Raw genomic sequence first — 14,137 nt, 5'->3', positions numbered from 1 at the left:
CTAGTCTTCGGCCATGTTGCGCTTGGATCAGGCGTCGCGCGCCCGCGTCGTAGTGGCGGGGATGGGCGATGCCGGACTTTTGGCCGCCATCAACCTGGTCCGGCATCGACGCCTCGTCGACGTGGTGGGTGTCTCCAGCAAGCCGGGCCTGATCAGTGGACAGAGTCTGGGGTGGCGACTGGCCCGGCCCGAAGAGTGGGTGACTCGGTTCAACATCTCCTACGACCGCTTTCGGGTCCTGGACCGCGCGCGCTTGGTGCATGGCTCGCTGACCGGCCTTGATACGGACGCCCGTACGGTCACCGTGAGGTCGGCTGACGGCACTACGACACGCGAACCGTACGACGCGCTTGTGCTCGCCACAGGCGTGAGTAATGGGTTCTGGCGTCAGCCCGAGCTGCAGGACCAGAGTGAGATCGACAAGGGGCTGCGCGACATGCACGCCCGGTTCGCCGCCGCTGATTCCATCGCTATCGTCGGTGGAGGGGCGACAGCGGTGGGCAGCGCCGCGCAGCTCGCCGAGGCGTTTCCCGCCGCACGGATCGACCTGTATTTCCCCGGAGATCGTGCCCTCACCAGCCATCATCCCGACGTCTGGAACGCGGTGAGGGCGCGGCTCGAACGGCTCCGCGTTCATCTGTACCCAGGTCACCGTGCAGAGCTGCCGGCCGATCTGTCACCGGCGGCGGGGCCCGTTACCTTCGTCACCGGCCAGCCCCCCGCCGAGGCGGGACTCGTCCTCTGGGCAGTCGGCCGGGCCCGCCCGAACACCGCATGGCTGCCCGAGGACCTACTCGACCCGCACGGATACGTCCGCGTGGGCGCAGACCTGCGAACGCCCGATCACGACCGCATCTGGGCCGTGGGCGACGTAGCAGCCAGCGATTCCCTGCGTGGTTCGGCCCGCAACGGAGGCCCCGCATTGGTCGCGCGCAACGTCGTGGCCGCACTGCGTGGAAAACCCGGCCGTGACGTGCAGATCCGGGGGCACGCACAAGGGACCGTTCTCGGGCCCCTGCAGGACGGTCTTGAGATCTTCTCCTACGCCGGCCGCCGCGTCCGCATACCTCGTCGACCCTATTTCGCCTTGGAGCGTTATCTGGAGGGCCCGTTCGTTTACGGCGGGATTCGCCACCGCTGAATACGTCGATTGGTACAACCACCGCAGACTCCACGGTGAGATAGGCCACGTCCCACCGGTCAAATACGAAGCCACCTACTACACAGAACTCACGAAGCCCCAGGTCACAATCACAATCTGAGATCTCTACCGAACCCGGGGCGGTTCAGATCAATGCCCGGCGCGAAGCAGGCGAGCCCACTCGGGTCGCGATTGTCCGCCTCTTCGTCCTCTCGCAGGCTCGGGCGTCCCCGAACGGATGGAACAACTCGTCCTGGAACAGCCAGAGGACGCCTCCCGCCACCAGAGCGAGGACGGCCACCACGACCGCCAGACACGACAGTCGCCGCCGCGATTCGGAGCCCCCACGATCGTCCTCTTGGCTTTATCCACAAGGTTGTTGTTCCGGCTCACCTTTCGTGACGCGCGCACGGTGTGGCTGAGTGCCTGCTTCCCTCCTGGCTGCGGGCGAAGGCGTGCTCGACACGGGCGCGGGCCTTGCGGTGGGAGGTGTTGTGTTCCTCTTTCCAGGCCGGTGCCCGGTAGCCGCCGTCCGCGATCAACATCGTCGTGTTGACGGCGTCCTTCACGCCGGACAGACCACGAAGCGGCCCCTGCCCCCGGAACTCCGGGGGCAGGGGCCGCTTTTGCGTTTTGGGGCTCAATGGCTCTTAACCGGGTTAAGAACGGTGAGTGCTCCCCTTCACTCTTCATCCGCCTGGAGCAGCCAAACCAGCTTGTCCCGGTCTTCGCGTGACATGTGTTTGCGAAGCTGTTGGTCGAACCAGAGAGGGTTGTCCCAGGGAAGGGCCGGCACTCCTACGGGGGACTCAACCGTGGTCTCGCTCTTAACCGGGTTAAAGCTCCCCTCGTCCGCGTCTCGCACCGCTGCCTCGATGCCCTGCGCTGGAATCGGAGCAGCGGACGAAGCTGCGGAATCGTCTGCCGCTGCTTGCGCTGTCCTCGCTTTACGCGGGGTCTTAACCCGGTTAAGGGCAACCGCCGCTTCCTTCTGTTGCCTCTCGGCGGGTAGGCGTCCGATGCGGCTCCCGTCCTTGACCTTCAGCTCGCCCGATTCGACCTTCTCCTGCAGATGTTGTCCGTGGCCGCCGCGTAGCCGTAGCCCCTTCTGAACCCTCCCAGTCGGAGGCGATGATGTATGGAACGCCATACTCGGTGTACTGGAACATCAGTTTGTCCGGGCCCTTGTCGGCGGCTGCGGTCTACACCTGAGCCGCGGTCACCATCGCTGTCAACGCCACCACCGTCACCGTGGCCCCGACCGCCGCCCTCTCGCCCGATCTCCGCTCGCGCGCCATCGCGCGTTCCTCCGCTCCCCCACTGTCCACTCCTCGGGTGGACACGGGCACGTGAGAAAGGAGCGATGAAACTTCCATGACGCACTCTCACGTTGTCCCCGAGCGGCACAAACACATCACCGTCTGTCAGTAGCCGGTTTTTCTCGGCCATTGACAGACGGTGAAGGAATTCGGCTACGCACCCAGCCGACGAACTTCCGTTCTTACCAGGGATACCAGACGCCGTTGTACCACTGCTCGCTGGCGCTGTCGTTGTGGTGATCCATGTTGAAGTCTTCGGGGTAGTTCTTGACGTGGTTGTCCGGGTAGGTCCAAATGCCGGCGGACTCGTCGCAGACGTAGTCCCAGTGGCAGATCGACTTGACGGGCACGTTGCCGAAGAACCTGTCAGCACCGGCGAGCGGAGCGCCGACGATGCCACCGAACGGCACGGCTCCGCCATTGGCACCGGGAGGGCCCTGGCGCTTGGGGTCCGCGATGAGAATGGCGTTGACGTTGTCGAACGTCTGCCAGTTCTCGGTGACCCAGATGTGCACCACCGCAGCACCCAGGGAGTACCCGCCCATCTTGACGTGCTGGCCCGGGCACGCGGCACGTTGGTCGCGGACCAGCCGGTTCAGCTCATTGACGCCTGCCCGGGCGCTCGCACCGTTGGGAATTTGGGTGGGGTACCCGACGTGCTGCTGGATGTTGCCGTAGAAGCCGTCGTTGTTCCACGAGCTGCCCGTGCCCCCGACAACGATCGTGTAGGTGCCCTCGCACGGAGCTGCCGCTTGCGCTGTGGCCCCCTGTGCCGCTGAAAGCCCCACTGTCAGCAACAGACCGGCTAACGCGGCCGCGATCCTTCTTGTTCGCATTCAATGCTCCCCATGTAGTTGGCCTGCGCGTCCGCTGTCCGATGCGGTACGCGGTCGGCCAAGGTCACGGGACGACCGTAGCGGCGGACGATGACATCCCGATGAAACCCGTGGACCTGGCCGAACTCGGCGTGGCCGAGGACGTGTTGGACTGCCGGACAATCGCGCGGGCGGAGCTGAACGCGTGGCGCCGGCCACCCCGGGCGATATGGCAGACACGCCCGTTGTGCAGGTGCGGAACCCAGCACCGGCACCCGCGGCTCGGCGTCACCATCGGTCGGCCCGGAGGATGACTGCGGCAGAAGCGGTCAGGACTCCGCCGGGGCATATCGCGGTGGCCTTGCCAGTGGCGATCCGAGAGGTTCGGTCGGCATATCTGGCCAGGGCGTGGCTGTTGACCATGCCGAGTGGTCCTTCGGTGTGGTGCCCCGTGTTCATCGGGGCCGTGGTGGCGATGTTCATGCCGTCTCCCCCGGCGATGTCATACATCCTTGTTCAAGGTCAGAACCGAGTGTGTGCGTCTCGAAGCGCGGCTACCGCTTCGGCGCAGTGCCACCAAGAGACGACCAGTCGATAATCTGTTCGCATGATGTCGAGCGAAGACCGCCAGTTTCCTGCCGCCCTCGCCGCTGCCATGGTGGTCAGACTCGACTGCAGCGGCGAGGACGGCGTCGACTTCGAACCCTTCGCGGCCTTCCTGTCCGCCGATGAGACAACCGACTGGTTCCGAGCATGGACTGGCAACGGTGAGCTGAACGGCGACGAGTTCCGCGTGTTCGGCCAGGACGGCACCGGCGGATACGCCGCGTTCTGGCTGGTCCGCCCAGGCCGAGCACTGGTCGAGCAGCCTGTCGTCTTCCTCGGCTCCGAAGGAGAGACCAGTGTCATCGCACGCAACCTGGGCGCCTTCCTGTGGCTGCTGGCCGCCGGCTTCGGACCGTGGGAGGCAGCCACCTCCTACGAGCCCGACTGGCTTCCACGCACCAGTCCCAAACTGACCGCCATCGCGGAACAGTTCGCGCTGGACCACCGTGCCCCGGCAGCTGCCGTGATCGAGCAGGCCACACGGGAGTTCCCCGACTTCGATGACACCATCATGGAACTCTGCCGCTGACCCTGAGGGCCTCGTGATGCTTGTCCTCATCCCATGGCGTCCCAGGGAGCAGGAATCGCCAGGCCCCGGTAGCGGTAGCGGTTGCGGAAGGGCGGTCTGCGGGGGCGACTCGTCCTCGAATTCGCCGCTTTCCCGACGTGAAACGCCATGTGAGGCGAATCCGGGCCCGGGGAGATGCCGACGCGAACGGCGGTGTGCCGAAGAATGGGGTGACCGTGCCCCGCATACGGGAAGGATGCTTTGGTGTCGTTCGTCCGGGAAGAGTTGATCAAGCCGCTGGTGGTGTCGCTGTCCGAGCACGCGACCGACCGTCCGGCTTTCTCCGACAGTCGCCGCACCGTGACGTACGGGAATCTGCTCTCCGTCAGCGGTGCGCTCGCCATGGGGCTCGGGGTGGCTCGGGGTGACCGGGTGGTGATTCATATCGGCAGTCGCGTCGACTTTGCCGAATACTGCTTGGCGGTGCTGCGGTCGGGCGCGGTCGGTGTGCCGGTGAGCGTGCGCTCGACCGAGGCGGAACTCTCCTACTACGTCGACGACTCCGGCGCGACGTTGTTCATCACCGAAGCCCGGCACGCGGCGACGGCGCGACGGCTGTGCGAGGGACGGCCGCAGCTGCGCGTGTTGATCGTCGAGGACGGGCCGGTCACGGTGCCCGGTTCGCCGGCCGACGACCTCGGCCTGGACGAACCGGCCTGGCTGCTCTACACCTCGGGCACGACGGGTCCGCAAAAGGGAGTGCTGACCACGCAGCGCGCGATGCTGTGGTCGGCGGCCGCGTGCTACGTCCCGATGCTCGGGCTGTCCGAACGGGACACGATCCTCTGGCCGTTGCCCCTGCACCACTGTTATGGGATGTCGCTGGCGTTCGTCGGTACGGTGGCGATCGGCGCGCACACCCGGATCGTCGACGGCGGCCTGGCCCCGTTGTTCGCCGAGTATCCCGGGTGCGTCCTCGCCGGTGTGCCGGCCACCTATCTTCAGCTCGGACACGAAACGCGGAGCGTGGCCGCTCCGCCCCGGCTGTGCGTCACGGCGGGCGCGCCCTGCACCGAGGCGACGCGCGCCGCGGTCATGGACCTGTTCGGCACTCCGCTGCTGGACTGCTACGGAGCCACCGAGACCAGTGGCAAGATCGCCGTCCAACTGCCGGGTGAGACCGGCCTGACGCCCGTGCACGGAGTCGAGATCCGCATCGCGGACGGGGAGGTCCTGGTACGCACCCCAGGACTCATGTCGGGTTACCACGGGCAGCCCGCCACTTCGGTCGACGACGGCTGGTACCGGACAGGCGACGCGGGCCGGATCGACGACGGCCGGCTCACGATCGCCGGCCGTATCGACGATGTGATCGTCTGCGGCGGCCAGAATGTGCACCCGCTTGAGGTGGAAACCGTGATCGCGGCAGCGCCGGGGGTGCGCGACGTACTGGTCGTCGGGCGGCCCGACGACCTGGTCGGCGAGATCCCGGTGGCGTTCGTCGTACCGGAAGCGGATGGCTTCGATCCCGAGGAGCTGCGCCGGCTGTGCCTGCGCCAGCTTTCGGTGTTCAAGGTGCCGGTGGAATTCCGGCGGCTCGCCGCGATCCCCCGTACGTCCTCGGGGAAACCCCTGCGCAGGGCCATGGCGGAGCGGATCGCGGAGCCGCCCGAGCTGAGCCCGGCGGCGCTGGAAGAGCTGGTACGTACCGAAACCGCCGCCCTGTGCGGCAGTGGGGAAAGCGACGGCGGCGCGGAGAGCGGCGGCCGGTGGCGTGATCGTGCTTTCACGGAGCTGGGCCTGTCGTCTCTGGGCGGCGTGCAGTTACGGCACAGGATCGCCGCGCTGACCGGCATCGCCCTGCCGCACTCGCTCATCTACGACTTCCCCACTCCCGGCGACCTGCTCGGCGAACTGACGCGGATCAGGGCCACCGGGGCGGTCTCCGCGACCGTACCCTCGTCTGCCCCCGAGCCGTCGGCCGCGCGGCGGCCCGCGCCCGAGCCGATCGCCATCGTGGCGATGGCGTGCCGGTATCCGGGCGGTGTCCGGTCGCCGGAGGATCTCTGGCGGCTGGTCTCCGACGGTGTCGACGCGACCGGCGACTTCCCGGCCGACCGGGGCTGGGACCTGACCGGAATGTACGACCCCGATCCGGACCGGATCGGCGGCTCCACCACCCGGCGCGGCGGCTTTCTCTACGACGCGGCCGAATTCGACGCCGGGATGTTCCGGGTTTCGCCGCGCGAGGCGCTCGCCACCGACCCGCAGCAGCGGCTGCTGCTGGAGACGTCGTGGGAGCTGTTCGAACGTGCGGGTATCGATGCCACGACGCTGCGCGGCAGCGCCACAGGCGTGTTCATCGGCGTGATGAACGAGGACTACGCGAGCCGGTTTGACACACATGAGCTGGAGGGGCGTCTGGGCATCGGGTCGTCGCACGCCGTCGCGTCCGGGCGGATCTCCTACACGTTCGGGCTCACCGGTCCCGCCGTTACGGTCGACACGGCGTGCTCGTCGTCGTTGGTCGCCCTGCACTGGGCGGCGAAGGCACTGCGTACGGGCGAGTGCGACCTCGCACTGGCCGGTGGCGCGACGGTGATGTCGACGCCGAGGACGTTCCTGGCGTTCAGCAGGCAGCGGGGCCTGTCGCCGGACGGCCGCTGCCGGTCGTACGCGGCGGACGCCGACGGGACGGCCTGGTCGGAGGGGGTCGGGACGGTACTGCTGGAACGGCTCGGTGACGCCCGTCGGCACGGGCACCCGGTGCTGGCGGTACTGCGGGGTTCGGCGGTGAACTCCGACGGCGCGTCCAACGGGCTCACCGCACCCAGTGGACCCGCACAGCGCGAGCTGATCACATCGGCGCTCGTGGACGCCGGCCTGTCCACCGGGGACGTCGACGCGGTCGAAGGGCACGGGACGGCGACGCCGCTGGGCGATCCGATCGAGGCGGCGGCCCTGCTCGCGACCTACGGTCAGGGCCGGGACCGGGACCGGCCGCTGTGGCTCGGCTCGGTGAAGTCCAACCTCGGGCACACCCAGGCAGCGGCCGGTCTGGCCGGCGTGATCAAGATGGTCGAGTCGATACGGCACGGGCGGTTGCCGCGCTCGCTGTACGCGGACACCCCGAGCCCGCGTATCGACTGGTCGGCCGGCGAGGTGTCGCTCCTCACGACGGCCCGGCCATGGCCCGCGACCGGCCGGCCGCGGCGGGCGGGCGTGTCCTCGTTCGGGATCGGCGGCACCAACGCGCACGTGATCATCGAGGAGGCTCCGCCCGGGAACCCGGTCACACGGGGCGGGTTGCCCGCCGTGCCGTGGCTGCTCAGTGCCGCCGACGGCGCCGCGCTGCGTGCCGTCGCGACCGCGCTGCTGGATGTGCCGGACGACATCGATGTCGGCTACACGCTGGCGGTGGGCCGGGCGGCCCTCGACCACCGGGCCATGGTCGCCGCGGGCGACCGGGCGGCCCTGCGCGCGCTGGCCGGCGGCGAACGCGAGGGGGCGACCGCGCCCGCCGACGCGCGCGTCGCGTTCCTGTTCAGCGGTCAGGGTGCGCAACGAGCGGGCATGGGCAGGGAACTCGCCCAGCGTTTTCCCGTATTCGCCGAGGCTTTCGACCGAGTGTGCCAGGCGCTCGACGGCCGGGTCCGCGAGGCCGCTTTCACCGGGGCGGCACTGGATCGCACCGACAGCGCGCAGACGGCCCTGTTCGCGTTCGAGGTCGCGCTCTGCCGGCTGCTGGAGTCCTGGGGTGTACGGCCGGACGTGGTCGTCGGGCACTCGGTCGGCGAGATCGCCGCCGCGCACATCGCCGGTGTGCTGTCGCTGGAGGACGCCGCGACGCTCGTCGGCGCCCGCGGGCGGCTGATGGCGGAGCTGCCGGCCGGTGGCGTCATGATCGCGGTGGCGGCCACCGAGGCCGAGGTCGCTCCCCTGGTGACCGAAGTCGCCGACCGCGTGTCGATCGCGGCGGTCAACGGCACGCATTCCGTCGTGGTGTCCGGGGAAGAGGCCGCGACGACCGCCATCGGCCGCCGGTTCGGCCGCGCCACCCGGCTGCGCGTCAGCCACGCGTTCCACTCACCCCTGATGGAACCGGTGCTCGACAGGTTCCGCGCGGTCGCCGAGAGCCTGGTGTACCACCGCCCCGCGATTCCGGTGGTCTCCGGGCTGACCGGGGGACCCTCCGACGAGATGGACTCAGCCGAGTACTGGGTGCGGCACGCGAGGCACACCGTACGGTTCGCCGACGCGCTGTCCGCCCTCGTCGAGTCCGGTGTGACCACCTGTCTTGAAGTCGGTCCCGACGCCGTGCTCAGCCGTGCGGCGGCGGCCGTGCTTCCCGCGGTCCCGGCGACGCGCGCCGGACACGACGAGGGCAGCACGCTGCTGAGCGCGGTCGGCGCCCTGCACACGGCCGGGATCTCCGTCGACTGGCGATCCGTGTACGCGGACAGCGGCGCCCGGCTGTTCCCGCTGCCCACCTATCCCTTCCAGCGCAGGCGTTACTGGCTCGATCCGCCGCGGCCGGCCGGCGGCGGCCCCGACCACGCGCTGCTCGGCCCCGCCCTCGTCGCACCCGATTCGCCCCGGATCGTGCACGGCGGCTCGATCGGCGTCCGGGCCCATGGGTGGCTGGCGGACCACGCCGTCGGCGACTCGGTCGTGGTGCCGGCGACCGTGTTCGTCGAGATCGCGTTGCAGGCCGGGGCGGGGGCCGGCGTCGATGAGCTGACGATCGAGGCCCCGCTGCGGCTGACGGCCGAAGACGTCCAGCTCCAGGTGGTCGTCGACGGACAGCGGATCGACATCTACGCCAGGCGGCGATCGGCCGACCCGTGGACACGGCACGCGTCGGGCCGGCTGCGGGCCGCGCGCGGTCCGGCCCCTGAGCGGTACGGCGCCAAGTGGCCACCCGCCGGCGCCGAGCGGATCGAGTTGGCGGACCGTTACGACACCTTCGGGTACGGGCCGGCGTTCCGCGCGGTGACCGCCCTGTGGCGCCGGGGCGACGAGGTGTTCGCCGAGGTCGGCCTTCCTGACGGCGTTGACGGCAGGTTCGGGCTGCATCCCGTATTGCTGGACGCGGCCGTGCACGCGGCGGCGCTGGCGGAGGGCCCGGCCGGCGGGACGTCGGTGCCCTTCGTGTGGAACGGTGTCGAGCTGCACACTCCGGGCCGGAGGGCCGCGCGAATCCGGTGTGTGCGCACCGCGTCCGACACCATCGGCGTCGACGTCTTCGATCACGCCGGCGAGCCGGTCGCGACGGTGGCATCGATGTTCACCAGGCCGATGGCGCCGCAGGACACCATGCTGTTCCGGCCACGATGGATTCCGGTACCGGCCGCCCGCGAGACGGCCACCGGCGAGACGACGTTCGTCGAGATCGTCAACGACGGAGACCACGGAGACGAAGGCACGGGCGACATGGGCGCCGGGATCCGTTCGCTGACGACCCGTGCGCTGGACGCTCTGCACGACTGGCAGGGCCGTTCCGGCCGCCTCGTCGTCGTCACCAGGAACGCCACCACCCCCGATCCGGACCTCGCGTCGGCGGCCGCCTACGGCCTGGTGAGCGCCGCCGCCGCCGAACACCCGGAACGGATCACTCTGGTCGACCTGGACGCCGATCTGCCGGTGGGCCGCGTACGGGAACTCGTGGGCGGCAGCCTTGAGCCGCAGCTCGCCATCCGGGACGGCGTACCGCACGCGCTGCGGATCACACCGGCGGCGCCGAGCGACACCCGGCCGATCGACCCGGCCGGGACCGTACTGATCACGGGCGGAACCGGCGCGCTCGGTGCCCTGACGGCCCGGCACCTGGTCCTCGCGCACGGCATCCGGCATCTCCTGCTGGTGAGCCGGCGCGGCCCGGCCGCGCCGGACGCGGAGCGTTTGCGGAAGGAGCTGTCCGAGCTGGGCGCCGCCGTGCGCATCCTCGCCGGCGATGTGGCCGACCGTACCGTGGTGGAGGAGTTGATCGCGGCGTGCGACCCGCCGTTGACGGCGGTCGTGCATACGGCGGCCGTGCTCGACGACGGCGTGCTCGGCGCCCAGACGCCGGCCGGCGTGGACACCGTGCTGCGGCCGAAAGCCGATGCGGCCTGGGTGCTGCACGAGGCCACCGGACACCTTCCGCTGTCGGCGTTCGTGCTCTTCTCCTCCGTCGCGGGCCTCTTCGGCAAGGCCGGACAGGCCAACTACGGCGCGGCCAACAGGTTCCTGGACGCCCTGGCGTGTCATCGCCGTGCGCTCGGTCTGCCGGCGGTGTCGCTGGCGTGGGGGTTGTGGGAACTGGGCAACGGTCTCGGCGACCAGATCTCCGACCTCGCCCGGCGCCGCATCCACATGTCCGGCATCGCCGGTCTCGACGCGGAGCAGGGGCTGGCGCTGTTCGACGCCGCGATCGGCTCGGCCGAACCGGTCCTGGTGCCGGTCCGGTTCGACCCGGACGCGACAACCCCGCCGCCGATCGTCGGCGGCCCGGTGCGCGAACAACTGCCGCCGGCCCGGCAGAGCTGGCCCGCACGGATGTCGAAGCCGGAGCTCCGCGAACTGCTGCGCGGCGAACTCTCCGCCGTGCTCGGCCGGCCGGACCCGGCCGGGTTTCCCGGCGACAAGCCGTTCGTCGAGCTCGGCTTCGACTCGCTGGCGGTGATCGAGGTCCGTACCCGGCTCAACCGGCTCACCGGGCTCGACCTCCCGGCGAGTCTGCTGTTCGAGAAACCGACGGCCGACGCGCTCGCCGATCACCTGTACGGCGAATTGTCCGGCCCCGCATGAGGGGTTCGGGGCCCGGCCGACAAGGCCGGCCTACCAGCCCGGCCGCCAGGCCCGACCGACCGGACCTGGCGGCCGGGCCTGACGCACGTACCGTCTCCGACCCGGGGCGGCGGCGCGCGCCCTACCTGGTCACTCCGGCGGCTGCCTCCGGTCGCGGGGGCCCTCCCAGCGGGTTTGCCTGGGAGAGGCACGAGGTGCTCAGGAAGCCACGAGACAGGGAATGACATGACGACCACGACCGCGCGTTCGACCATGACCATCGGCGACTTCCTGCTGCGCCGCCTGCAGGAGGCGGGCATCTCGCACCTGTTCGGAGTGGCCGGCGACTACAACCTTGAGTTCCTGCTGCAGATGGAGGACCGCAACGAGTTCACATGGGTCGGCAACTGCAACGAGCTGAACGCCGCCTACGCGGCCGACGGGTATGCGCGGCTCCACGGCATCTCGGGGCTCGTGGTGACCCACGGCGTCGGCGCCTGGAGCGCCATCAACGGTGTCGCCGGCGCCTACAGTGAGCACGTTCCCGTCGTCTGCGTCTGCGGGTCGCTTCCGCTGAAGGCGCTGGACCGGAAGCAGCTGATGCACCACACCTCGGGCGACACCGAGTACGACGACGTCATGCGGGGCTACACCCAGATCACGGCGGCACAGGCCAGGCTGACGCCGGAGAACGCCGTGACGGAGATCGACCGGCTCATCCTCACCGCCTGGCGGCGCAAGCTCCCGGTCTACATGGAACTGCCCTCCGACATCGCCTACCTGGATGTCGAGGTCCCGCCGGAGCCGCTGCAGCTCGCCATGCCACTGAGCGATCCCGAACGGCTGAGCACGTGCGCCGACGCGATCGTCGCCCGGCTCACCAGCGCGCGCTCGCCCGTGATCCTTGTCGACATCGACGCCGACCGCTTCGATGTGACCGGCGAGCTCTTGGAGCTTGCGGGCAGGATGCGGCTGCCGATCGCCGCCGTCAACACCGGCAAGGGGCTCATCGACGAGACCAGCCCGTACTTCCTCGGCCTCTACGCGGGAGCGGGCAGCAAGTCCGAGATCCGCGAGATGGTGGAGAACAGCGACTGCCTGCTGGCGATCGGCGTACGGCGGGTGGACACGACGTCCGGTGGTTTCAGCGACGCGCTGCCCGCCGGACGGATCGACGCCCGCGGTGACGCCGTGGACATCGGCTCGGACAACTACCAGGCCGTCTACCTGAAGGAACTGCTCCGCCGGGTCGTCGACAGGGCCCCCGCCAGGACCTCGGGTTTCTTTCGACAGGCCGAGATGCCGCAGGAGCCGAGCGCGGCCGTGATGCCCGGCCCGCTCACCCAGGCGGCGTACTGGAGCATGATCCAGGGCTTCATCCGCGAGGGCGACGTGCTCATCGCCGAGGACGGCACCTCCGAGGCGGGCTGCTGGGGGCTGCAGCTGCCGCCGAAGTGCTCCATCGTCACCCAGCCCGTCTGGGGCTCGATCGGCTACAGCGTGGGATCGGTCCTCGGCACGCTCCTGGCCGCGCCGGAGCGGCGGCACCTGCTCTTCGTGGGCGATGGGGCCTTCCAGCTCACGGCGCAGGAGGTGTCGACGATCCTCCGGCACGACCTCAAGCCCGTCATCTTCCTCATCAACAATGGCGGCTACACGGTCGAGCGCACCATCTGCGGCAAGCAGGGGCACTTCAACGACATCGCCAACTGGGCCTACGCCGAGCTGCCGAAAGTCCTGCACCCGGGGACGACCGCCCGGACGTTCGTCGTGAGGACGCCGGCCGAACTGAAGGAGGCGCTGGCTGCCCCGCACGACAGCATGATCTTCATCGAGGCGGTCATGGACAAGTACGACGCCCCGCAGCTCGTCCTCGACTCCGGCCACGGAATGGCGGAGGTCGACTACGGCCCCCGCGGCCCGCAGCACCGGCCCGACGTCCAGCTCTGACCCGGATCCATCAGTGGGGACAGCGAAAGGTTGCCACTTCCCCGGCGTACGGTCGGTACCCATCTGAAAGAGGTCGCGGCTGCGGGTACCGCTGGCGGCCGCGGCGTACGAGCGGGGCGGCGCCCTCTGCGCGCACGACCAGGGCCACCCCCGCGGGCGCGGGGTGATCCCCACACCAGCGTATCGTCCTCAATCGCCCGCTTACCACCGCCTGCCATGCCGCATCGTCGTCCCTCTTGGACGCCGTGTCTGCGGCGAGGTGTTCCCGGAGCCAGTCGACCGGGAGTCGCTGGCTGAAGTTGCATGTGGCGGCCTCCTGTTCCAAGTCGAGGAGCAGGTTGGTGTCGACGGCTCGGACGGTGCGGGGAAGAGCAGGGGCCATGTCGAGATGATGCCAAGAGGCCGCGGCGGGGCCGAGAAGTCAGCGGAGCCGGGCTGCGATATGCCGACAGGCAGGGCCTCGGACTGCCTCGAAGTCGTCGCCTTTACGGGCCGGGCGCACGGAAGTGCATGTCGCCCGCCGCGCCGCCTGGCCTCTCTCGCTCAGCGGATGTGGAAGGAGGCGATGACGCGGGCCGGGGCGGGGAAGGCGCTGTTGTCGATGGGGGAACGTTCGACCAGGATGCTGACGTTCGAGCCCGGGCCCGTGCTGTCATAGCTCCACGCGGGTCCCTTGAGGGCCGGGCCGCACAGCCCCTCGGGGAGCTCACCGTCGCCCTCGCCGAGGGCGTACGCGACGCCGTAGGTCTTGTCGAACAGGGACTTTCCCTCCGGGACGATTCCCGCGCGGTGCAGGTAGTCCGGCATCTGATCACTCAGGAAGGAGACTTGGGCGCTGCCGTTTTCGGTGACGTAGTGGATGTCCGAGGCGTCGGCCGGGATCGGCACACCCCCGGCCGAGATCACCCCCGGCAGCATCGTGTCGCTGCCCTCGCAGGCTCGGGCGTCCCCGAACGGATGGAACAACTCGTCCTGGAACAGCCAGAGGACGCCTCCCGCCACCAGAGCGAGGACGGCCACCACGACCGCC

Annotated in this window: 6 protein-coding genes and 1 pseudogene; 5 read left to right on the top strand and 2 right to left on the bottom strand. The window is 69.6% G+C overall.

Translation table 11 applies throughout. The features are described 5' to 3' along the window. Nucleotides 1–13: 13 nt before the first annotated feature. Both IF11_RS0133645 and IF11_RS42515 read left to right on the top strand, forming a co-directional pair. Nucleotides 14–1,141 (top strand): FAD-dependent oxidoreductase, encoded by a 1,128-nt coding sequence (locus IF11_RS0133645; RefSeq protein ID WP_030355596.1) that lies wholly within the window; start codon nucleotides 14–16, stop codon nucleotides 1,139–1,141. Next, nucleotides 1,128–1,262 (top strand): annotated as a pseudogene (locus IF11_RS42515) (IS3 family transposase); the annotation flags it as partial. The gene IF11_RS0133645 and the pseudogene IF11_RS42515, both read left to right, overlap by 14 nt. 1,380 nt (nucleotides 1,263–2,642) lie before the next feature. On the opposite strand, the gene IF11_RS0133630 reads toward IF11_RS42515, so the two are convergent. After that, complete coding sequence (locus IF11_RS0133630; RefSeq protein WP_030355594.1) at nucleotides 2,643–3,296, bottom strand: cutinase family protein; 654 nt, start codon at nucleotides 3,294–3,296, stop codon at nucleotides 2,643–2,645. A gap of 586 nt (nucleotides 3,297–3,882) precedes the next feature. Here IF11_RS0133630 and IF11_RS0133625 point away from each other — a divergent pair. From IF11_RS0133625 to IF11_RS0133615, 3 genes are all read left to right on the top strand, one after another. Further along, nucleotides 3,883–4,410 (top strand): hypothetical protein, encoded by a 528-nt coding sequence (locus IF11_RS0133625; protein ID WP_030355593.1) that lies wholly within the window; start codon nucleotides 3,883–3,885, stop codon nucleotides 4,408–4,410. Between the two features lie 243 nt (nucleotides 4,411–4,653). After that, the gene (locus tag IF11_RS0133620) at nucleotides 4,654–11,178 is read left to right on the top strand and encodes a type I polyketide synthase (protein WP_030355592.1); all 6,525 of its coding nucleotides are present in this window, start codon (nucleotides 4,654–4,656) and stop codon (nucleotides 11,176–11,178) included. 225 nt (nucleotides 11,179–11,403) lie between these two features. Next, complete coding sequence (locus IF11_RS0133615; protein ID WP_051746431.1) at nucleotides 11,404–13,107, top strand: alpha-keto acid decarboxylase family protein; 1,704 nt, start codon at nucleotides 11,404–11,406, stop codon at nucleotides 13,105–13,107. Between the two features lie 543 nt (nucleotides 13,108–13,650). Here the strand turns inward: IF11_RS0133615 and IF11_RS0133610 are convergent. Then, nucleotides 13,651–14,137 (bottom strand): hypothetical protein (locus IF11_RS0133610; RefSeq protein ID WP_037729232.1); only part of this gene is annotated, 487 nt, incomplete at its 5' end.

It is taken from the genome of Streptomyces scopuliridis RB72 (assembly GCF_000718095.1).
GTDB lineage: Bacteria > Actinomycetota > Actinomycetes > Streptomycetales > Streptomycetaceae > Streptomyces > Streptomyces scopuliridis.
The sequence above is the reverse complement of the archived record's forward strand: the minus strand, read 5'-3'. Positions and strand labels throughout refer to the sequence as shown.